Raw genomic sequence first — 21,097 nt, 5'->3', positions numbered from 1 at the left:
CCTTCTGACGTGCTGGGCAGCCGTCAACCGTACGCGAAGGGGGCCACCGGAGGCTACGCGTCGACCTCCACGAGCTTCTTGCCGTCGAAGGTCATGACCTCGAAGTGGTCGATCTCGTTCGGCTGGAAGGCCGCGCCTCCGCCGATGTAGAGCGGCTTCCTGGCCTCCTCCCGCTCGGCGTCGGGGATGCCGTAGCCCCAGTTCGGGACGGACCAGGAGGACAGGGTCTCGCGCTCGCCGTTGGTGCCGACCGCGATCAGGGAGCACTTCAGCGGCCCCTTGACGCCCTTCAGCTCCAGGACGGCCTGGGTGCCCCAGTCCTTCTTCGTCATGCCGACCGTCGCCGTGACCTGGCTGCTCGGGTCCGTGCCGGTGACCTTCTCGGGCATCTCGGAGAACAGCGCCTTGGCGGTGCCGGCGTCGGCCGTCACCGTGCTGCCCGAGTCCCCGCCGGAGGTGGCCACCGCGACCAGCGGGCCGCCGATGATCAGCGCCGCGGCGGCGGCGACCAGGTAGAAGCTGCGGCGCCGCTTGCGCGCCCGGCGCTCGGCGACCTCGTCGACGAGCTTCTCCGCCAGCCGCGGGCTGGGCCGGGCCGACAGCGACTCACCGATCGCGGGTGTGCCGCCGGAGCCCGGCAGGTCCGCGAGGGCGGCGAGCATCGGCTCCATCCCCGCCAGTTCGTCGAGCTGCTGTGCGCACCACTCGCAGCCCGCCAGATGCGCCTCGAAAGCGGTTGCTTCGGCGTCGTCGAGAATCCCGAGGGCGTACGCGCCTACGGTTTCGTGCTCGTTCGGCACGGACGCTCCCTGCCCGGAACTCATGGGACCCATGGGGCCAGACATACCCGGACCACGTGGCCCGTACCCCTGCATACCCCCGTACCCGCTCATCACGCCGTCACCCCCCGCTCCTCCAGTGCCAGCTTCATCGACCGCAGGGCATAGAAAACCCGGGAACGGACGGTGCCACTGGGGATGCCCAGCGTCTCGGCCGCCTCGTTGACGGTACGCCCCTTGAAATAGGTCTCGACGAGGACCTCCCGGTGCGCCGGGGTCAGGTCGTCGAGCGCGTCCGACAGCGTCATCAGCCACAGCGCCTTGTCGATCTCGTCCTCCGCGGGGATGACCTCCAGCGGCGACGGATCGACCTCCTGCGGCCGGGCCTGCCGGCTGCGGTGGCCGTCGATGACGATGCGGCGCGCGACCGTCACCAGCCAGGGGCGTACCGATCCGGTCGCTCGATTGAGCTGACCGGCGTTCTTCCAGGCACGGATGAGCGTCTCCTGCACGACGTCCTCGGCGCGCTGCCGGTCTCCGGCGACCAGGCGCAGGACATACGCCAGCAGGGGTCCGGCGTGCTCTCGATACAGCGCACGCATCAGCTCCTCGTCAGGTTCCGAGGGCTGTGAGGACATGCGATGTCGGGCCCTCGATCCACGTTCATTGGCCACGGCCGCATCCTTGCGCACGCCCACCTCCGGTGTCCGGGGGTTCCCCCAGTCGGTCGCTCGATCACGGGTACGGAGAGGAGGTGCCGGATGTTCAAAGTGAGCTGACATATTTCTGCTGGGTGACGTGACGAGTGAGACATGCCCGCACATGTCCGCCCCACGTTCTTTACATTTCCCCCACGCATGGAAAACGTCCAGGCTTTGTCCCTACGGGACCGTAGGTAAACCCGGTGTAACGGAAATCACGTCCTCTACGGGCGTGTCGAGGTGCGTCCGCCGACGCTTCCGCCGCCTCTCAGGCTCTCGCGACGGCGGCGCGACGCCGGTGACGGGCCACGCGCTCGCGGTTCCCGCACACCTCGCTGCTGCACCAGCGCCGCCGCCGGCCGCGGGACGTGTCCAGGTACACGATCGGGCAGTTGTCCCCCGCGCACTGCCGCAGGCACGCCCTCGCGGCGGGATCGGTGAACAGCTCCACGGCGTCACGCGCGACGGCGGCGAGGAGCGCGCCGCAGGCGGGAGGAGCGGCCAACTCCCGCACGAGGTCGCCGTCCTGACGACGTACCGCACGGGGAGCCGGCGGCGCCGGACGGGCGAGGTCGTTGACGCGCAGGAGGACGTGGTCGTACGGCGGTACGGGGCCGCCCGGCGGGGCCGGCAGCAGCCAAGCGCCGACCAACTGGCCGATGAGGTCGCGCAGTTCACGGAACTCCCGCACCCAGGACGGGTCGGCGTGCGCCAGCGGGGTGCCGGGCGGGACCAGACCGGAACCGACGATCCAGGCGCGGAGCACGTCGACCGAACCGAGGCGTTCCTCCGGGTGGGTCGTCGCGAGGAGATCCAGACAGATCCGTCCGGCGTCGAACCGCAGGTCGTGCGGGGTGATGGTCGTACCCGGGCGCGAGCCCGTACCCAGTGCCATGTGCCTGTCACCACCTAGGGGTTACCAGGGGCTTCGGGGGCCGCCGAGAAGGCCGCCCCTCTACAGTGCCCGCCCCCGGCCACGCCGTGAACCCCTCCCACCACCGGGACCCTCCGACACCGCGTCCGGCATCCGGCACCCGACCCGCAGGCGAAAGGCGATGCCGCAGGCACGCACAGGGGCGCGGGGAACTGTGCGCCCGGCCCCCACCGGCCCGCGGGGAACACCGAAACCCCAGGCACCCAAGGGGGCGCGGGGAACTGCGCACAAAGGGCATCACCGGCACGCCGGTGACAAAGAAGGGGCGCGGGGAACTGCGCAGGTCCCGAATCGACTACCCGTCGGCATACTTCGCGTCGGCCGCAGGATCGAGCGCCAGCCGATACCCCCGCTTCACCACCGTCTGGATCAGCTTCGGCGCCCCCAGCGCCGTCCGCAGCCGGGCCATCGCCGTCTCCACGGCGTGCTCGTCCCGCCCCGCCCCCGGCAGCGCCCGCAGCAGGTCGGCCCGTCCGACGACCCACCCGGGCCGCCGCGCCAGCGCCCTCAGCAGCGCCATCCCCGCCGGCGGCACCGGCCGCAACGCCCCGTCGACGAGCACGGCGTGCCCCCGGATCTCCACCCGGTGCCCGGCGACGGGCAGCGCCCGTGCCCGCGCCGGCAGCTCCTGGCACAGCAGTTGCACGAGCGGCCCGAGCCGGAACCGCTCCGGCTGCACGGTGTCCACCCCGCGCGCCTGCAACGGCACCGCCGTGACCGGCCCGACGCACACCGGCAGCACACCGTGCTGAAAGGCGCCGAGCAGATCGCCGAGCAGCCCCCGCTCCTCGGCCCGGTTCAGCAGGGACACCGCGGCCGGCGCGCTGGTGAAGGTCACCGCGTCCACCCCGCGGGACACCGTCGCGTCCAGCAGCCGGTCGAGCGGGGAGATGTCCTCGGGCGGCATCCACCGGTACACCGGCACGCCCACCACCTCGGCCCCGCCCTCCCGCAGCGCCTCCACGAACCCGGGCAGCGGTTCCCCGTGCAGCTGTACGGCGATACGGCGGCCGTCGACGCCTTCCTCCAGGAGCCGGTCGAGCACCTCGGCCATGGACTCGCTGGACGGCGACCAGTCCTCGGTGAGCCCGGCGGCCCGTACCGCGCCCTTCACCTTGGGTCCACGGGCCAGCAGCTCCACGGCACGCAGCCGCTCCAGCAGCAGATCGCCCAGCCCCCACCCCTCGGCGGCCTCGACCCAGCCGCGGAACCCGATGGCGGTGGTCGCGACGACCACATCGGGCGCGTGGTCGATCAGCTGCTTCGTCGCGGCCAGCAGCTCGCCGTCGTCGGACAGCGGCACGATGCGCAGGGCGGGAGCGTGCAGGACCGAGGCGCCGCGCCGCTGGAGCAGTGCGCCCAGCTCGTCGGCGCGCCGGGCGGCCGTCACGCCCACGGTGAACCCGGCGAGGGGCCCGTGGTCCGGTGGCTGCTGCTGTTCGTCGTACATCACTCTCGTCCCGCGTCGAGTTCGTGCACTACGTGCCTTCCATGCCGACCGAGCCTGTCAACGGCTTGTGACAGGCTCGGTTCGGCTTGATGTCGCCGGTGTTACGTCACACCTCGGCATAGCTGAGCTGCGGCTTCGCCTCTGCTGTGGCAGTGGCCTGCGAGCGGGCGGCGCTCCGTCGAAGGTATACGGCCCAGGTGACGGCGAAGCAGACGGCGTAGTAGGCGAGGAAGGCGACGAAGGCGCCGGTGCCGGAGCCGTTGGACAGGAAGGACTGCCGGAAGGCCATGTTGATGCCGACGCCGCCGAGCGCGCCGACGGCCCCGATGAGGCCCATGGAGGCGCCGGACAGCCGCCGCCCGTAGGACGCGGCGGCCTCACCGGCCAGGCCCTCGGCCTGTGCCTTGGCCTGGAAGATGCCGGGGATCATCTTGTACGTGGAGCCGTTGCCGAGCCCGGTGAGGACGAAGAGCACCACGAAGGCGACGGTGAACAGCACCAGCGACTTCCGCATCGACGCGGCGATCAGTACGGCGGTGGCGGCGCCCATCGCGACGAAGTTGTAGAGGGTGATGCGGGCGCCGCCGTAGCGGTCGGCGAGCCAGCCGCCGACGGGCCGGATCAGGGAGCCGAGCAGCGGGCCGATGAAGGTGACGTACGCGGCCTGCAACGGCGTACGGCCGAACTGGTTGGTGAGGACCTGGCCGAAGGCGAAGGAGTAGCCGATGAACGACCCGAACGTGCCGATGTACAGGAACGACATGATCCAGGTGTGGCCGTCGCGGGCGGCGTCCTTGGCGGCGCCGGTGTCGTTGCGGACGTTCTCCAGGTTGTCCATGTACAGCGCGGCGAGGACGGCGGCGACGACGATCAGCGGGATGTAGATGCCGAGCAGCACGCGCGGCCCGCCGCCGGCGCCGATGATGGCGAGGGCGGCCAGCTGGATGACGGGCACGCCGATGTTGCCGCCTCCCGCGTTGAGGCCGAGCGCCCAGCCCTTCTTCCGCAGCGGGAAGAAGGCGTTGATGTTGGTCATGGAGGAGGCGAAGTTGCCGCCGCCGACGCCGGCGAGGAGGCCGACGAGGAGGAACGTGCTGAAGGACGTGCCGGGTTCCATCACCATGAACGCGGCGACGGACGGCACGAGCAGCAGCGCCGCCGAGATGATCGTCCAGTTCCGCCCGCCGAAGATCGCCACGGCGAAGGTGTAGGGGATGCGGACGACCGCGCCGACCAGCGTCACCATCGACGTCAGCAGGAACTTGTCCGCGGGGGTGAGCCCGTACTCCGGTCCCATGAAGAGGACGAGCACGGACCACAGGGTCCAGACGGAGAAGCCGATGTGCTCGGAGAGGACGGAGAAGAGAAGATTGCGCCGGGCGATCTTCTCTCCCGTCTCCTTCCAGAACGTCTCGTCCTCCGGATCCCAGTGCCGGATCCAGCGACCGCCCCTGCTCGGGGGTGCGGGGGCAGTACCAGTGGCTGTCATGACGCCTCCACGGTGCGACGGGGCTCGGCGGTGCTCTGTGCCTGGGAGTGGCTGAGTCCCGACGGTAGGGAGGGCGCGTTTCATGACTGTGGCTGTCGGTGACCGGAAGGGAACGATGCTCTCACCCCGCCACGGGCCGGGGTGAGAGGTGCGGTTTCAGCCGACCCAGTCGAGGGTGTCCGTTCCGCCCTTGTCCCAGGTGATCTTCACGGAGTCGCCGACGCGGACGATGTTGGCGCCCTTGCCCTTGCTGGCGTCGTCGCTGCCGATGGGGGCGAGCGCGATCCGGAACGATCCGTCGCTGCGGTCCTGACCGATGCCGATGAGGATGCCGTCACCGGAGGCGATCCAGTTGCAGTTGTAGTAGCCCTTGTACTGCCCCGAGGTGAACTTCTCCCCGATGGTGAGGGTCTTGCCCTCGGTGCTCTGCCACTGCCCTTTGAAGCCGGTGGCGGGCGCGGGCCCGGGGTCGTCGGTCGGTTCGTCGGACGGCTCGTCCGTGACGTCGTCGGTCGGCGTGTCCGTCGGCTCGGCGGTCGGGCTGTCCGACACGGTCGGCGCGGCGGACGTGCTGCTCGCGGCGACCGGCTTCTTGCTCCCGCTGTCGTCGGTCAGCAGGAACACCCCGCCGGCGATGACCGCGACGGCGACGACGGCACCGCCGATGATCAGCGCGAGCCGCTTGCCCTTGTTCCCGCCGGCACCGGGAGGCGGCGGCGGATATCCGCCGGGCGCACCGTACGGCGGCTGCCCCTGCGGCGGCCCGAACTGCGGCTGCGGATACGGCGCCTGACCGCCGTACGGCTGCTGAGGCCCGGGTATCGGCGGCTGCCCGTACGGATTGGGCCCGGGCTGCCCGACGGGCGGCGTGGGCGACGGCGATCCGTACGGCCCCGGATACGGCGGCTGCTGCGGGGGCTGCTGCGGCCCGCCGTACCCGTGACCGGGACCTGGTCCCTGTCCGTCCTGCGGTGGCTGGGCCGGTGGGTATGTCATCGGGAGAGGTGCTCCTTGTCGGCAGAAACGGTACGTACGGCGCTCCAAGCGCCAAGCACCCCACCAGTCTTCCCCACGCCCCCACCCGGCACGGCCCCTTTTCCACCGCGAAGACTGTCACCGACATCACGATCCGCCGCCCACAGCCCGTCAGCCGCAACCCCCGGCACCGGCCCGACGGCCACTCAGAACCACAAGGGAAGCAGGGGTGCGGCAAGGTCCGGGGGCTGGGCGAAGCTCGTCCCAGGTCGAGCGCACCGGCGGGAAAACCGTTCGCCAGGGGTGCGCCCGCATCGGTACGCTGCGTGTGGACCGTGACCGTACCCGAGGGGGTGAGACCCGTGAACGCAGCAGCGAAGTGGGGGCTCCCTCTTTTCGTCACGGTGTGCGACTGACCCGGGTGTCGTCGGGAGCGCCCGCCCGCAAGGGCACTTCTGAAAGGCGGACAGCCCTGCACACCGGGAACACGCGCGCCGCCCCGGCGGGCGGCCTTGCCCGTGCCGGCGTCACTCTCGTCGTAGGTGTCGGGGCTCGTTCCGTGGGCAGGTGGCCCGAGTCGGTGCGCCGGCCGGCCGCGCCCGCACCGCCGTACATCGATCGACCGAGAGATGGAGAACCTTGGCACGCACAGCGAACGGCCTGGAGATCGAGGGCACGGTCCTCGAATGCCTGCGTGACGCCACCTTCAAGGTGGAGCTGAACAACGGGCATCATGTGCTCGCCCACATCAGCGGCAAGATCCGCAAGCATCGCATCCGGATCCTCCCGTACGACCGTGTCCTCGTCGAGTTGAGCCCGTACGACCTGACGCGCGGCCGTATCCTCTACCGCTACCGCAACTGAGCGCCGCTGACGGCGTACATGACGGCGCCTCCGTCCCCGGGTCGTCCGGGGGCGGAGGCGCCGTCGTGCGAGGTCAGCTGTGCCTGGCCTTGCGGGGCTTGTTCGAGCCGTCCGGCCACAGCTGCGGCTTGCGCTTGGCGGCCAGGTCCTCGGCCCAGCCGAACCAGACGATGCAGCTGGCGATGAGGATCCAGGTGATCACCAGCACCGGCCAGAGACTCCTCAGCAGCCACGGAGTGTGCATGGCGAACCAGTCGACCCGCCACATCCGGTCCCACATGGTGGCCGCGGTGAGGATGCAGACGTTGTGCCACAGATAGATCGTGACGGCACGGGAGTTGAGCAGCGTCACGATGCGGTCCAGCGGACGCAGCGGACGCGGCCACTGCGACCAGGACGGGCTGACGTGCAGCAGCAGCATCACCGTGGCGATGGACCAGAGGGCCTGCGCGAACGGGATGGAGTCGAGGTCGTTGCCGGCCCGGAAGTCGTGCGTGAACGCGTACCACAGACCGACGACGCCGATGGCGGGGGCGATCGACGGGACGACATAGCGCGGGATGCGCTTGAGCACTCCCTGCTGGTGGGCCATGCCGAGGATCCAGCAGGCGCCGAAGGTGCTGAAGTCGGTCAGGGCGGAGGGGATCCGCTCACCGGGGAGTTCGAGGTAGTCGAACTGGAAGGCCGCCGAGAGGGCGATGGGCGCGAAGATCGTCAGCCATGGCAGCCGGCGCAGGCCCTTGAGGATCAGCGGCGACAGCAGCACGTACCAGAGGTAGGCGCGGATGTACCACAGGGGTCCGGCCAGTTCCTCCGCCCAGTCGGCGCCGATGACGCCGTGGATGCCGGACAGGCCCTCGGCGAACGGCGGGTCGCTGAGCGGGACGATCCAGAAGGTGAGGTGCAGCCACCACCAGCCGGGGTGGCCGTCGGCGTCGGGCCCCCAGCCCTGGAGGAGCATGCCGGTCACGCCGATCGCACCGAGCAGCCACAGCGGCGGCAGCAGGCGGCGCATACGGCCGCGGATGACCTGGACGGCGGGGCGCTTGAGGGAGCGGGCCATCAGGTTGCCGGCGAGGGCGAACATGACGCCCATCGACGGGAACACGATGGGCAGCCAGGCCCAGCCGGTGAGGTGGTAGAAGACCACGCGGAACAGGGCGACGGCGCGCAGCAGGTCGAAGTAGCGGTCGCGGCCGGGCTTGCGTTGCGGCTTGTCGCCCGCCGCGGGCGCGTCGCCCGTGCCGGCGGGGGTGTCCGCCGGGGTGTCGACGGTGTCGACGGAGGTGGCCGGGGCGTTGCCGGGTGTGGTCGCGTACGGCGTGTCGTCCCAGACGGGCGGGGCGGCGACCGGGGCGCCCCCGTACGGGGCCTCGGCCGGACCGGGGGCGTTCCCGTAGGGCGCCCCGGGCCCTCCCTGAGCGTTCCCGTACGGAGACTCTGCCCGGCCAGGGGTGTTCCCGTAGGGCGTCTCGCCGCGCGGGGGGTTGCCGTACGGCTGCTGCGCGCGTCGCGGCGTGGGCGGGAACGGGTACGACGCGGACGCGTCGCTGCGGCTGTCCATCAGACGGCACTCCCCATGGCGCGCTGCGCGGGCTCGTTCGGCGGCGATTGCACGCCGCCGGTACGGCGGAGCTTCTGCCAGCGCAGTCGGCCGCCGGTGAGCGCGGTGATCCAGGACTGAAGCAGCACGACGTACATGATCTGGCGGTACAGGATCTGTTGCAGCGGCAGCGACAGCAGCGGGGTGAGCTTCTCCTTGTCGAGGATGAAGGCGTAGGCCGCGCAGACCGCCTGGATGGCGAGGACGCCGAACCAGGCCATGACGGTCTTCCCGGTCGGGCCGAACAGCAGGCCGTAGATGAGGAAGATGTCGATCAGCGGTGCCAGCAGCGGCGCGAGCACCATGAACAGGGAGACCAGCGGCAGGCCGACGCGGCCGAAACGGCCGGAGGGGCCGCGCTCGATCAGGGCCCGGCGGTGCTTCCAGATGGCCTGCATGGTGCCGTACGACCAGCGGTAGCGCTGGGACCACAGCTGCTGCACGGACTCGGGTGCCTCGGTCCAGGCGCGGGCGTTCTCCGCGTACACGACGCGCCAGCCGTCGCGGTGCAGCGCCATGGTGATGTCGGTGTCCTCGGCGAGGGTGTCGTCGCTCATGCCGCCGACCCGCTCCAGGGCGGTGCGGCGGAACGCGCCGACGGCGCCGGGGATGGTCGGCATGCACTGAAGCACGTCGTACATACGACGGTCGAGGTTGAAGCCCATCACGTACTCGATGTGCTGCCAGGCACCGATGAGCGTGTCCTTGTTGCCGACCTTGGCGTTGCCGGCGACGGCGCCGACGCGCGGGTCGGCGAAGGGCTGCACGAGTTCACGGACGGTGGACGGTTCGAAGACGGTGTCGCCGTCCATCATCACGATGATGTCGTGGCTGGCGTTGGCGAGGCCGCGGTTGAGGGCGGCCGGCTTGCCCGCGTTGAGCTGCCGGATGACGCGGACGTTCGGCAGGTTCATCGCCTCGACGATGCGGGCGGTGCCGTCGCTGGAGCCGTCGTCGATGACCAGCACCTCGATGGGGTGCTCGCTGAGCATCAGGGAACGGACGGTGTTCTCGATGCACTTGGCCTCGTTGTACGCGGGGACGAGCACCGTGACGGGTTCGGTGACCGGCCTGGGGCCCCAGCGGAAGTTCTTGCGGCGTGTCTTGCGGGCGTGCCAGCCGGACAGCAGCAGCATCAGGCCGAAGCGGGCGAAGACGAGGAAGCCGATCGCGGCGAGACCGACGACGAGGACTGCGGTGATGTTGTCGGAGGCCTCGACGAGGAAGACCCAGGCCTTGCCCTTCCACAGTTCCAGGCCGGTGACCTTGGTGTGGGCGCTGGGCGCGTCGAGGGCCTCGGTCAGGTTGAGGAACTTGTAGCCCTTGGCCTGCAGTTCCGGCAGGAACCGGTTGAGCGCCTGCACGGTCTGGTGGCGGTCGCCGCCGGAGTCGTGCATGAGGACGATCGCGCCCTTGCCGTGCTTCGGGGTGGCGCGGTCGATGATCGCCTTGACGCCGGGCTTCTTCCAGTCCTCACTGTCGGTGTCGTTGACGACGGTGAGGTAGCCGCGGCTGCCGATGTACTCGGTGACCGGCCAGGACGCGTTGTCCATGTTGGCGGACATCGACGAGTACGGCGGCCGGAACAGGGAGGTGCGCACGCCGGCCGCGCCGGCGAGGGCGAGCTGGTTCTGCGACAGCTCCCAGTCGATGCGCTTCTTCGACTGGTACGACAGATCGGGGTGGTTGAAGGTGTGCAGGCCGACCTCGTGGCCTTCCTCTACCATGCGGTGCACGAGGTCGGGGTAGCGGGAGGCCATGGTGCCGGTGACGAAGAAGACCGCGTGGGCGTTGTGCTTCTTCAGCACGTCGAGCACCTTCGGGGTCCACGTCGGGTCGGGGCCGTCGTCGAAGGTGAGGACCAGCCGGTGGTCCGGCACGCGCAGAGTCGTGGGTTCCTTGCCCCGGGTGTCTATGACCGGGCCGCCTTCGAGTATCTGCTCGGGGACCTTGGTGTTCTCGGTACCGGGCCGGACGCGGAAGTCGGCGAGGATCTCGCTGTGCACATAGCCGCGCAGCATGAGCATGGCGAGCATGGCGACGAGGACGAGGACCGGCAGCAGGTAGCGCAGGGGCAGCCACCGCCGCCGGGAGGTCTTGCGTGTGGTGCGGCGGCGTGAGCGGGATGCCATCAGACGATGTTCTCCGTGGGCGAAGGCGTGGGACTTGAGGCGACGACCACGGGGTCCGCGGCGCCGTCGGCCACGGGTCCGTTGTCTCCGCCCGCGACGGACGGGGACGAGCCCGGCTGGGTGTCGCCCGGGGGCATGGTCGGTTGCGTGGGCGTCTCGACCGGCGTCGTCGACGGGTCGGGCTGGGTGCCGCCCCCGGTACCGGTGCCGGTGCCCGTGCCGGTCCCGGTGCCCGTGCCGGTCCCGGTGCCCGTGCCGGTCCCGGTGCCGGTGCCGTTGGTCGGCTTGGCCGAGGTGCTCGACGAGGACTGCGGGGCGGACGAGGTGCCGGGCTGCGCGCTGCTGCCGGGCGGGACGGCCGCACCGGAGGTGCTGGGCAGGCCGCTGGTGGTGGGCAGATCGCTCGGGCCGACGGAGGCTCCCGTGCCGGACGGCTGCGGGGACTCGGCGGAGGTGCTGGGCAGGGGCGTGGTGTCCACCTGCCCGGCGGGCTCGTCCTTCTCCTGGTCCGGCACCGGCAGCCATGGGGCGCTGGAGTTGCCGGACACCAGGGTGACGATGATGACGACGGCGTACACCGCGCACGCCAGCCCGATGAAGATGCCGAGGCGGCGGAAGGTGCGGCTGCGGCGGCCCGACTCGTCGACGAAGACGGGGCCGTCGGAGCCCTCGGAGGCACCGGCCGCCGAGGCGCCGACGGGCTGTAGTCCGTTCGGCCCGAAGTGGACGGCGTCGAGCTGGACCGTCACCTCGTGCGGGTCGTGGGTGGCCCCGGTGTCGGCCGCGGGGTCACCGGACGCGCCGGCGCCGGTCTCCGCCCACGGGTCGCGCACGGCGGGCGCCGGGCGGGACGAGGAGAGGACCTGGGTGGCGTCGGCCGGGCCGGTGGCCGGCAGTACGGCCGTGGCGTCGGCCGGGCAGGTCTGCGGCAGCACGGACGTGGCGTCCGCGTCGCCGAGGCCGCCGCCGCGCAGTCGTGCCTGGGCCGCCCGGGACATGAACTCGGACCGCGGCTGTCCGGGGATGCCGGGCGCGCCGGAGTCGTAGTACCCGGCGGAGCCTCCCTGGCCGGCGGGTCCGGTGGGCCCGGTTCCGTCATACGGCTCGTATCGCCCGGTGTCCGGGAACGCCTGTGTGTTGCGCCCCGCTTCCGGCATGCTCCGGGTCGCGGACGCGACCTCGGGCCATTCCGGTTGGGCGTCTTCCCGCCACTTGTTCACGCGTGTACATCCCCCCACGGGACAGTTCTGGAAGCGCACCCGACCCCGAGCACTTTGTCGTCGAATCCGGGCCCCCACCCGGTCCGAGCGCCCCCTTTAGCACACCGTGCTCAGGCCATGAATGTAGCGCACAAGGGGGTCCCGCGCCTGCCCGGTGTCATTTGTGAGACATCATTGTGGCTTTGTCACTGGCTGGAATCCAACTCGCCACGGGTGAGCTGAGCCACCCTTCCTCGGCCACGAGGTGTGCCTCGGCGTCGCGCGGGGCGTCCCAGTCCGCGGTGCACCAGCCCCTTTCTCCACACCAGCGAGACGGGCGAGAGCGGCACGGGTTCGACGAGCGGCCGTACGACGGTGCGGGGCATGGCCGGAAAACCGACCACGGCGAGAACGGGGCAGCGGGTCTGCGCCATGATCCTCTGGAACTCGTCGGGGCCGACGGCCAGGGGGGCGGGCGGGGCGACCTCGATCCCGCGTCCCTCGAACAGGTGATGGGCGAGATCGGTCCATTCCGGGGTGCAAGGCTTTCCGGCTCCCGCGTATACGGTCTCGTCCCTCAGCGCGGCGAGCGGCACCTCCGTGAGGCCGGCCGGTGGTCCTCGGGCAGTACGACGGCCATGGGCTCGTAGCGGACGGGCTGGTGGGCGAGGCCGGAGCGCAACGCCCGGTCCAGTCCGGCGTACCGGCCGAAGGAGACGTCGAGGCTTCGGGCGATCGCCGGGTCGTGCGGGTCGTGCGCGCTGGCCGGTGCCGTCACCGCGACCGGTCTCGCCGCGGGTGGCGCGGCTGGTCGACCGGTACGAGCAGGCCCGTGTCACCGTGCCCGCGACGCTGGTCGCGGCGGCCGGCGGGCCGGCGCTGCTGCTGTGCGTGCGCTGCGGCGCCCCCGGCTGGACCCTGTTCGCCTGCTACGCCACGTCCGGGCACGGCATCCCGGTGGCGGCGGCCACGACGGCGCTGCTGCTCTCCCCCGTGGCGGCCCGCCGTCCCGCCGTGCCGCCGGCGGTGCGGTCGGCGGGCTGACGGCTCGCGGGGCGCCGCGGTCAGGACCGGTCGAGCCTGCGCCAGGCGCCGACGGCGAGCTTGCCCGTCGTGCCGAGGTCGAGTTCCGGGGTCACCATCACGGGGTCGGCGCCGGGCTTGGCGTGGACGCGGACGTAGGGGGCGTTGACGGGGTCTCCGAACTCGGTGGTGTTGCGCCAGGTCAGCGTGGCCAGGGCCGCCTCGCCGGGCTTCAGGACGAGCGGGGTGGGGCCGGGTTCGTCGCCGCTGAAGGAGATCTCCCGGCTGCCGTGCAGGATGCGCACCCCGGTGACGGGGTCGTGGTCCTCGTCGAAGAGCTGCACTTCGGGGTAGCCGTTGATCCGGTAGACGCCGGTGCCGCAGTTCGACAGGTGCAGGCCGACCACGCGCAGGCCCATGGCGGCGTCGCCCCGGTCGGCGTAGACGCGCACCCCGGAACGCGGGCAGGGGCCGCTCTGGGAGGGGGCCTCGGCGGTGGGGACGCTGCGCACGGTGGTGAGGTGCACACCCGACAGCGTGCGGCCCACGGGGAGGGTGCGCCGTACCGTCTCCCCGGGCCGTACACCCGGCACGGTCTCCGTCAGGACGTCGGAGACCGTCCCCGAGCCGCCCATGAGGCCGAAGGTGATGGTGTACGTCATGGGCGTGTCGGCGGTGGGGGTGATCTCGTACATCACCTGCGACTGCGAGGCCGGGCAGCCGCCGCCCGCGGCCCTCGCGGTGGTGTAGGAGATGATCCGCACGCCGCCGTCGGACGCTCCGCGCGCTGTCGAGGGCACCGGGACGGGGGCGGGGCACTGCCGGTCGTCGCGGGAGCCCCCCGCGGAGGTCTCGGTGCCGCAGGCGGTGAGGATCAGAACGGCGGCGCCGGCGAGGGCGGCGAGGGGGAAGGTCCGCATCCGGCCACCCCACCAGCAGATGATCACCTCGGCCGTGACAGAGGTCACACTTCCGGTCACAGGCGTGTCACAGAAACCGGAGCGGGCCGCGCGGGCAGGACAAAGGCCCCGCCGCTCGCGCGACGGGGCCTTGCCCACATGGGGTACCCCGTGAGGGGTCAGTGGAGATGGCGGGAATCGAACCCGCGTCCAACGGTGAGGAACCAGGGCTTCTCCGTGTGCAGTCTGGTGCGAGTTTCTCGGCCCTCCGGATCACCCAGACAAGTCCGGAACGGGCTCAGTCACTGTTTGGTTTCCCTCTTCACCCCGTGACCGGGATCGAGGTTTAGTTCCCTAGCTGATGCCAGGATCCGGGTCGGGAACAGCCCCGGGCTGACACTTCGCGAGTCGCTGCTCAGGCAGCGAGGGCGAAGGAATCGCGCTTGGTGTTGGCGATTATTTGTTTCGGCCTGTGGTTTACGAGATCATGGCCGCTTCCTCGACACGCTTCCCCTGCTTCGACAGCCGCTGTCGAAACCGATCATCCCCATGTTGATTTATCAATCCGTGTGCCCTCGCGGGGCACGGTCCCTATCGTACGTGACCAACGCGGTCGCATGCCAGTGAATTCCCGGCGACCGGGACGGGACGTGGAGCCCGCGGCCCGCGCCCGCTGCCGGCGCCCCTCGGACGACGGGCCCGGCCCTCAGGCCCGCTGGCGGCGGCGCACCGCCGAGATCGCCCGCTCCGCCTCGCGGCGGTCCTGCTTCTCCCGCAGCGCCTGCCGCTTGTCGTACTCCTTCTTGCCCTTCGCCAGCGCGATCTCGACCTTGGCCCGGCCGTCCTTGAAGTACAGGGACAGCGGCACGATCGTGTGCCCGGTCTCCTGCGCCTTCGACTCCAGCTTGTCGATCTCCGTGCGGTGCAGCAGCAGCTTGCGCTTGCGGCGGGCGCTGTGGTTGGTCCAGGTGCCCTGGCTGTACTCGGGCACGTGCACGTTGTAGAGCCATGCCTCGTGCCCGTCCATCTGGACGAAGCCGTCGACCAGCGAGGCCCTCCCCTGGCGCAGGGACTTCACCTCGGTGCCCGTGAGGACCAACCCCGCCTCGTAGGTGTCGAGGATGAGGTAGTCGTGCCGCGCCTTCTTGTTCTGCGCGATCAGCTTGCGCCCTTTTTCCTTAGCCATAGTGCCGTCATTTTCGCACTGCGCGGGGGGTGCGCGGAAAGTGGATTACGGGTGCCGCGAGGCGTCCCCCAGGCCGTCGAGGATCGTCTCCGCGCGTTGCAGCGCGTGCGCGTCGGCCTCCAGGTCCGGTGTCACACCGGTGCCGTCGACATCGCGCCCGGAAGGGGTGCGGTAGTGGCCGACGGTCAGTTCGGCGACGGAGCCGTCGGGGAGCCGGCTCGGCATCTGCACCGAGCCCTTGCCGAAGGTGCGGGAGCCGACGACGACCGCCCGCCCGCGGTCCTTCAGGGCACCGGTGAGGAGTTCGGCCGCGCTCATCGTGCCGCCGTCGACGACCGCGACCAGCGGTCTGGTGGTGTCGCCGCCGGGGTCGGCGTGCAGGGCGTGCTGTTCGCCGTCCACGTCATAGGTGGCGACCAGGCCTCCGTCGAGGAACGCGGAGGCGGTGGTGACGGCCTCGGCGACCAGTCCGCCGGAGTTGCCGCGCAGGTCGAGGATGACGCCGGCGCCGGCCGGTGCCTGCCGCACCGCGGCGCGGACGGTCTCGCCGACGCCCTTGGCGAAGGAGGCGATGCGGATCACGGTCACCTCGCCGGAGACCCGGCGCACGGTGACGGGCTGCGTGGAGAGGCTGGCGCGGCGCAGGGTGAGGTTCCACGCGCGTGTGCCGCGTTCCAGGCCGAGGGTGACGGCCGTACCGGCGGGCGCGTCGGTGGCGTCGCCGCGCAGCAGGGCGAGGACCTCGGTGACGGGCCGGCCGTCCACCGTGTGCCCGTCGACCCTGCGCAGCCGGTCGCCGGCGCGGATGCCGGCCCGGGCGGCGGGGGACCCTTCGGCGACCTTGGCGACCTCGATACGGCCGTCGCGCTCTCGGCGCGCCCACAGGCCGACGCCGGTGTAGCGGCCGTCGAGGGCTTCTTGGAACTCCTCGTACTCACCGCGGGAGTAGACGGCGCCCCAGCGGTCGCCGCTGCGGCTCACGGCGCGTTCGGCGGCCTCCATGGGCGACTTGCCGTCGGCCAGGGCCTCCTCGGCGGCGCGGGTGACCTGTTCGGGCCTGCTGGTGGCGGGGGCCGCGGACCGCGTGCTGCGGGCCTCCTGGCCGCGTCCGGTGCCGGGCAGCGAGCCGGTGGCGGCGCCGGCCACGAGCACGCTCGCGAAAAGTAATGTCAGGGCGGCCCCGCGGCCGGTGCGGCGGGGCTGACAGAACAGGTCACGACCTGACATGGCGGTGAGTCTAGGACAACCGTCCGGGGCCGCAGGGCGTCTTCCCCCTGCGGCCCCGTTGGCATGCGTCACACCTTCAGGTACTTGCGCAACGCGAAGAACGCGGCCAGCGCGGGCATCAGCAGACTCGTGGCGAGGATCAGCGGAAGCTTCGTCAGCACGGCGTCCCAGCCGATGAAGTTGATCAGGTTCAGCTTCTCGGACAGGGCGAGTCCGTGGTCGATGATGAAGTACCGCGCCACCACCAGGAAGCCGCACGCGACGGTGCCGCCGATCAGTCCGGCGACCGCGGCCTCCGCGATGAACGGCGCCTGGATGTAGAAGCCCGAGGCGCCCACCAGACGCATGATCCCGGTCTCACGCCGGCGGCTGAACGCGGACACCCGCACGGTGTTGACGATCAGCATCAGCGCGACGACGAGCATCAGCGCCATCACCATGCGCGCCGCCCAGTTCATGCCGTTGAGCAGCCCGAAGAGGTTGTCCAGGATGCCCTTCTGGTCCTGCACCGACTGCACACCGTCCCGCCCGTCGAAGGCGGTGGCGATGACCTGGTATTTCTCCGGGTCCTTCAGCTTGATGCGGTACGACTCCTGCATCTGGTCCGGGGTGAGGGAGGCGGCCAGCGGGGAGTCCCCGAACTGCTCCTTGTAGTGCTTGTACGCCTCGTCCTGCGACTCGTACGTGACGCTCTCGACGACCGTCATCTTCTTCAGGTCGGCCAGGATCTGGTTCTTCTGGTCCTGGGTCACGGCGCCCTTGGCGCACTTGGGGTCGGACTCGGCGTCGCTCTTGTTGCAGAGGAAGACCGAGACGTTGACCTTGTCGTACCAGTAGCCCTTCATCGTGCTGACCTGGTCGCTCATCAGGAGCGAGCCGCCGAACAGGGCGAGGGACAGGGCCACGGAGACGATGACGGCGAACGTCATCGTGAGATTGCGGCGGAGACCGACTCCGATCTCCGACAGAACGAACTGGGCGCGCATGGCGTCGGGATATGCCTTTCCGTCGTGGATCGTCAGTGCTGGTAGCCGTAGACGCCGCGGGCCTGGTCGCGGACGAGGCGGCCCTTCTCCAGCTCGATGACGCGTTTGCGCATCTGGTCCACGATGTTCTGGTCGTGCGTCGCCATCACGACGGTGGTGCCGGTCCGGTTGATCCGGTCGAGCAGTTTCATGATGCCGACGGAGGTCTGCGGGTCGAGGTTGCCGGTGGGCTCGTCGCAGATGAGCAGCTTGGGCCGGTTGACGAAGGCCCGTGCGATGGCGACGCGCTGCTGCTCACCGCCGGACAGCTCGCCCGGCATGCGGTCCTCCTTGCCGCCGAGCCCGACGAGGTCGAGGACCTGCGGCACCGACTTGCGGATCTCGCCGCGGGACTTGCCGATGACCTCCTGCGCGAAGGCGACGTTCTCGGCGACCGTCTTGTTCGGCAGCAGGCGGAAGTCCTGGAAGACGGTCCCCAGCTGGCGCCGGATCTGCGGCACCTTCCAGTTGGAGACGCGGCCGAGGTCCTTGCCCAGGACGTGCACCTGGCCGTGGCTGGCCCGCTCCTCGCGCAGGATCAGCCGCAGGAAGGTGGACTTTCCGGAGCCGGAGGACCCCACGAGGAAGACGAACTCGCCCTTCTCGACCTCCAGGGACACATCCCGGAGGGCTGGGCGGCTCTGCTTGGGGTAGACCTTGGAGACGTTGTCGAATCGGATCACGGATGCACACCACGGGTCGCCGGAGGTAGATGAGCGTGACCATACGCGAAGCGGGTGCACCGGCGCAGGCACCGGTAGGGGTTGCGTAAGGGTTGTGTGTTTTTGTACGGACCCGTGGGGCTGCCGGGGCCCATGTCGGCCGGGACCGGCGCGGGGCCTGTGCGCCGCCGCGTTTCCGGGGCCCCGCGCACGCGCCCGGGGAACCTGGCACAGTGGAGGGGGAACGTTCGCGTCGCCGTGAGCGTTGTCGGAACAGGACCACCGGTGGATGGAGGGCGAGCGCATGACGTACGACCGGCTGGTGTGCGCTAACTGCGCGGCGCCCGTGAGCGAGGGCCGGTGCCCGGTGTGCCGGGCGAACCGCGAGCGGTTGCAGCAGGAGGGCTTCCTCGGGGGTCTGAACCCGATGATGCTGATCGCACTGCTGGCGGTGCTGGTGGCGGCGGTGGCCCTGCTGGCGCACCAGACCGTATGACCGTGTGACCTCACAGGACCCGCGCGGGCCGTGTGCCGGGCCGTACCGCCCGGTGATGTCGTACGGGCGGGGACGGGCGAAGGTCACGACGGCGGACGGACACAGACCGCGCGAAGGGCCCGGAGCACATCGCTCCGGGCCCTTCGTCATGTCTGCGGGTCGCGGCGGCGTGTGTGCCGCCGGTCACCGTCAGGCAGCGGCGCCACCACGGCCGCCGACGAGGCGGGGCAGGACGCGGAAGCCGACGCCGCCCGCGATCATCGTCGCGGCGCCGATCAGCAGGAACGCGGTCTGGCCGGCACCGGTCTCGGCCAGCTCCTTGCCGCCCTGCGCGGACGCGGCGGAGCCGCCGGAGGTGGAGGTGGCGGAGCCGGTGTCGGTCAGCGCGGAGGAACCGGCCTCCTGAGCGGCGTTGTCGTTGCCGCCGTCGGGGGTGGTGTTGTCGTTGCCGCCACCGGTGGTGCCGGAGCCGCCGGTGGTGCCGGAGCCACCGGTGGTGCCGGAGCCTCCGGTGGTCGAGCCGCCGGTGCTGCCGCCGGCCGTGGTGCCGCCGGTGCTCTGGTCGCCGCCGGTGGTGCCGCCGGTGCTCTGGTCGCCGCCGGTGGTGCCGCCGGTGCTCTGGTCACCGCCGGTGGTGCCGCCGGTGCTGTCGTCGCCGCCGGTGGTGTCACCGGTGGTGCCGCCGGTGCTGTCGTCGCCGCCGGTGGTGTCACCGGTCGTGCCGCCGGTGCTGTCGTCACCGCCGGTGGTGCCCTCGGAGACGCCGACGCTGGCACCCTCGGTGCCGCCCGTGGTGCCGTCGGTGGTGCCCTCGGTCCCGCCCTCGGTGCCGCCGCCCGTCTCGTCGCCGGCGTTGATGCCGATGTTGATCTCGAGGGCGGAGGCCGCACCCGCGGCGGTCAGGGAGGCGCCGGCCGCGATCACTGCGGCGGCCGCTATGCGCGCGACGCGAACGCGCGTCTTCTTCGTCATGTGGTTGCTACCCCCAGTAGCTGATCGTCGATGAGGCCGCGGCCGGGGCCGTGATCAACGGAGGGCAGCAGAAGAAAGTGCACGTCCCCCGGTTCACATGCGCCCCAGACATAACGCATGCCAACCTGCACCCTTCCGATTTTTCAAAGAAGCGTCAAGGCCGATCTGACTGCCATGTCCCCTTCATGATTGTTTAGGGGGAACGGGAAGCTGTGAGTGTGATGTAGAACTCAGACATAAAAGGCAACTGCCGCCCGGAAGGCGGCAGTTGCCTTGTCGACAAACTTACTTCTCCTGCTGCTTGCGCCAGCGGATACCGGCCTCCAGGAACCCGTCGATCTCACCGTTGAACACGGCCTCGGGGTTGCCGACCTCGTACTCGGTGCGCAGGTCCTTCACCATCTGGTACGGGTGCAGGACGTACGAGCGCATCTGGTTGCCCCAGGAGTTGCCGCCGTCGCCCTTGAGGGCGTCCATCTTGGCCTGCTCCTCCTGCCGGCGCCGCTCCAGCAGCTTCGCCTGGAGGACGTTCATCGCCGTGGCCTTGTTCTGGAGCTGGGAACGCTCGTTCTGGCAGGAGACGACGATGCCGGTCGGGATGTGCGTGATGCGCACCGCGGAGTCGGTCGTGTTGACGCCCTGACCGCCGGGGCCGGAGGACCGGTAGACGTCGATGCGCAGATCGCTCTCGTCGATGTCGACGTGGTCGGACTGCTCGACGACGGGCAGGACCTCGACGCCCGCGAAGGAGGTCTGGCGGCGGCCCTGGTTGTCGAACGGGGAGATCCGGACGAGCCGGTGGGTGCCCTGCTCGACGGAGAGCGTGCCGTAGGCGTACGGGGCGTGCACGGCGAACGTGGTCGACTTGATGCCGGCCTCTTCCGCGTACGACGTCTCGATCAGCTCCGTCTTGTAGCCGCGCTGCTCGGCCCAGCGCAGATACATGCGTTGCAGCTTCTCCGCGAAGTCGGCGGCGTCGACACCACCGGCCTCGGCGCGGATGTTGACGAGGGCCTCACGCGAGTCGTACTCGCCGCTGAGGAGGGTGCGGACCTCCATCTCGTCCAGCGCCTTCTTCACCGCGGCCAGCTCGGCCTCGGCCTCGGCGCGGGTGTCCGGGTCGTCCTCCTCCTCGGCCATCTCGAACAGCACGGCGAGATCGTCGATCCGCGAGCGCAGGGCCTCGGCCTTCCTCACCTCCGCCTGGAGGTGGGAGAGCTTGCTGGTGATCTTCTGCGCCTCGTCCGGGTTGTCCCAGAGGGACGGCGCTGCCGCCTGCTCCTCGAGCACGGCGATGTCTGCCCTCAGCTGGTCGAGGTCCAGAACGGCCTCGATCGACTCCATGGTCGAGGAGAGGGACTTGAGCTCTTCGGATACATCGACGACTGCCACGCCTCCAGCGTAACGGCTCCGCCAAGGGGCGGGGGCCGCACGGGGGCCGAGGCGCAGCCCGTGGGTGGCCGTGGCCGGGACGTGGGGCC

Annotated in this window: 18 protein-coding genes, 1 other RNA gene and 2 pseudogenes; 3 read left to right on the top strand and 18 right to left on the bottom strand. The window is 70.7% G+C overall.

The window, feature by feature from the left end; translation table 11 throughout:
• Window positions 1-53: 53 nt before the first annotated feature.
• The 6 genes from MTQ10_RS05510 to MTQ10_RS05485 all read right to left on the bottom strand — a co-directional run bounded on the left by MTQ10_RS05510 (window position 54) and on the right by MTQ10_RS05485 (window position 6,349).
• A complete protein-coding gene (locus tag MTQ10_RS05510) occupies window positions 54-845 on the bottom strand; it encodes an anti-sigma factor family protein (RefSeq protein WP_282611819.1) in 792 nt (263 codons plus the stop codon).
• A gap of 47 nt (window positions 846-892) precedes the next feature.
• Window positions 893-1,477 carry a sigma-70 family RNA polymerase sigma factor gene (locus MTQ10_RS05505; protein ID WP_030167252.1) on the bottom strand — a complete coding sequence of 195 codons (585 nt, stop codon included), beginning with the start codon at window positions 1,475-1,477 and terminating at the stop codon, window positions 893-895.
• 271 nt (window positions 1,478-1,748) lie between these two features.
• Complete coding sequence (locus tag MTQ10_RS05500; RefSeq protein WP_247462831.1) at window positions 1,749-2,375, bottom strand: CGNR zinc finger domain-containing protein; 627 nt, start codon at window positions 2,373-2,375, stop codon at window positions 1,749-1,751.
• Window positions 2,376-2,709: 334 nt separating this feature from the next.
• Window positions 2,710-3,864, bottom strand: coding sequence for a uroporphyrinogen-III synthase (locus MTQ10_RS05495; protein WP_247462829.1), 1,155 nt, complete (start codon window positions 3,862-3,864; stop codon window positions 2,710-2,712).
• A gap of 106 nt (window positions 3,865-3,970) precedes the next feature.
• A complete protein-coding gene (locus MTQ10_RS05490) occupies window positions 3,971-5,353 on the bottom strand; it encodes a nitrate/nitrite transporter (protein ID WP_247462827.1) in 1,383 nt (460 codons plus the stop codon).
• Window positions 5,354-5,509: 156 nt separating this feature from the next.
• Entirely contained in the window at window positions 5,510-6,349 is an 840-nt protein-coding gene (locus MTQ10_RS05485; RefSeq protein WP_247462825.1) for a hypothetical protein, read from the bottom strand.
• A 618-nt stretch (window positions 6,350-6,967) separates the two neighbouring features.
• Here MTQ10_RS05485 and infA point away from each other — a divergent pair.
• Window positions 6,968-7,192: a translation initiation factor IF-1 gene (gene infA / locus MTQ10_RS05480; protein ID WP_247462824.1), complete on the top strand. Its 225-nt coding sequence runs from the start codon at window positions 6,968-6,970 to the stop codon at window positions 7,190-7,192.
• Window positions 7,193-7,265: 73 nt separating this feature from the next.
• Here the strand turns inward: infA and MTQ10_RS05475 are convergent, their stop codons facing one another.
• The 4 genes and pseudogenes from MTQ10_RS05475 to MTQ10_RS05460 form a co-directional block, all read right to left on the bottom strand.
• A complete protein-coding gene (locus MTQ10_RS05475) occupies window positions 7,266-8,756 on the bottom strand; it encodes an acyltransferase family protein (protein WP_247462822.1) in 1,491 nt (496 codons plus the stop codon).
• On the bottom strand, window positions 8,756-10,927 hold the full coding sequence (locus tag MTQ10_RS05470; protein ID WP_247462820.1) for a polysaccharide deacetylase family protein: 2,172 nt from the start codon (window positions 10,925-10,927) through the stop codon (window positions 8,756-8,758). The genes MTQ10_RS05475 and MTQ10_RS05470 overlap by 1 nt, the downstream gene beginning before the upstream one ends.
• On the bottom strand, window positions 10,927-12,084 hold the full coding sequence (locus MTQ10_RS05465; RefSeq protein WP_247462818.1) for a hypothetical protein: 1,158 nt from the start codon (window positions 12,082-12,084) through the stop codon (window positions 10,927-10,929). Before MTQ10_RS05465 ends, MTQ10_RS05470 begins: the two co-directional genes overlap by 1 nt.
• Window positions 12,085-12,304: 220 nt before the next feature.
• Window positions 12,305-12,862: pseudogene (locus tag MTQ10_RS05460) on the bottom strand (LysR substrate-binding domain-containing protein); the annotation flags it as partial.
• On the opposite strand from MTQ10_RS05460, the pseudogene MTQ10_RS05455 reads away from it, so the two are divergent.
• Window positions 12,861-13,068, top strand: a pseudogene (locus tag MTQ10_RS05455) (MFS transporter); the annotation flags it as partial. The pseudogenes MTQ10_RS05460 and MTQ10_RS05455 sit on opposite strands and share 2 nt — an antisense overlap.
• Window positions 13,069-13,190: 122 nt before the next feature.
• On the opposite strand, the gene MTQ10_RS05450 reads toward MTQ10_RS05455, so the two are convergent.
• The 6 genes from MTQ10_RS05450 to ftsE all read right to left on the bottom strand — a co-directional run bounded on the left by MTQ10_RS05450 (window position 13,191) and on the right by ftsE (window position 18,169).
• A complete protein-coding gene (locus MTQ10_RS05450) occupies window positions 13,191-14,117 on the bottom strand; it encodes a DUF4232 domain-containing protein (protein WP_308404542.1) in 927 nt (308 codons plus the stop codon).
• A 111-nt stretch (window positions 14,118-14,228) separates the two neighbouring features.
• Window positions 14,229-14,597: a transfer-messenger RNA gene (gene ssrA / locus MTQ10_RS05445) on the bottom strand.
• Between the two features lie 157 nt (window positions 14,598-14,754).
• A complete protein-coding gene (gene smpB / locus MTQ10_RS05440) occupies window positions 14,755-15,234 on the bottom strand; it encodes an SsrA-binding protein SmpB (RefSeq protein WP_247462816.1) in 480 nt (159 codons plus the stop codon).
• Window positions 15,235-15,279: 45 nt separating this feature from the next.
• Complete coding sequence (locus MTQ10_RS05435; RefSeq protein ID WP_247462814.1) at window positions 15,280-16,461, bottom strand: S41 family peptidase; 1,182 nt, start codon at window positions 16,459-16,461, stop codon at window positions 15,280-15,282.
• 68 nt (window positions 16,462-16,529) lie between these two features.
• Window positions 16,530-17,447, bottom strand: coding sequence for a permease-like cell division protein FtsX (ftsX, locus tag MTQ10_RS05430; protein WP_247462812.1), 918 nt, complete (start codon window positions 17,445-17,447; stop codon window positions 16,530-16,532).
• 32 nt (window positions 17,448-17,479) lie between these two features.
• Window positions 17,480-18,169, bottom strand: a complete 690-nt coding sequence (gene ftsE / locus MTQ10_RS05425) for a cell division ATP-binding protein FtsE (RefSeq protein ID WP_247462810.1) — start codon at window positions 18,167-18,169, stop codon at window positions 17,480-17,482.
• Between the two features lie 283 nt (window positions 18,170-18,452).
• Between ftsE and MTQ10_RS05420 the strand changes: the two genes are divergently transcribed.
• Window positions 18,453-18,644: a hypothetical protein gene (locus MTQ10_RS05420; RefSeq protein WP_247462851.1), complete on the top strand. Its 192-nt coding sequence runs from the start codon at window positions 18,453-18,455 to the stop codon at window positions 18,642-18,644.
• 189 nt (window positions 18,645-18,833) lie between these two features.
• Here MTQ10_RS05420 and MTQ10_RS05415 read toward each other — a convergent pair whose 3' ends face one another.
• A complete protein-coding gene (locus MTQ10_RS05415) occupies window positions 18,834-19,616 on the bottom strand; it encodes a hypothetical protein (RefSeq protein WP_247462808.1) in 783 nt (260 codons plus the stop codon).
• Between the two features lie 285 nt (window positions 19,617-19,901).
• Entirely contained in the window at window positions 19,902-21,008 is a 1,107-nt protein-coding gene (gene prfB / locus MTQ10_RS05410) for a peptide chain release factor 2 (protein WP_247462806.1), read from the bottom strand.
• Window positions 21,009-21,097: the final 89 nt, after the last annotated feature.

Origin of the sequence: Streptomyces sp. XM83C (genome assembly GCF_023072675.1) — a bacterium.
Lineage (GTDB): Bacteria > Actinomycetota > Actinomycetes > Streptomycetales > Streptomycetaceae > Streptomyces > Streptomyces thermocoprophilus.
Note: the sequence above shows the minus strand (reverse complement) of the source record. Positions and strands in the feature narration are given on the sequence as shown.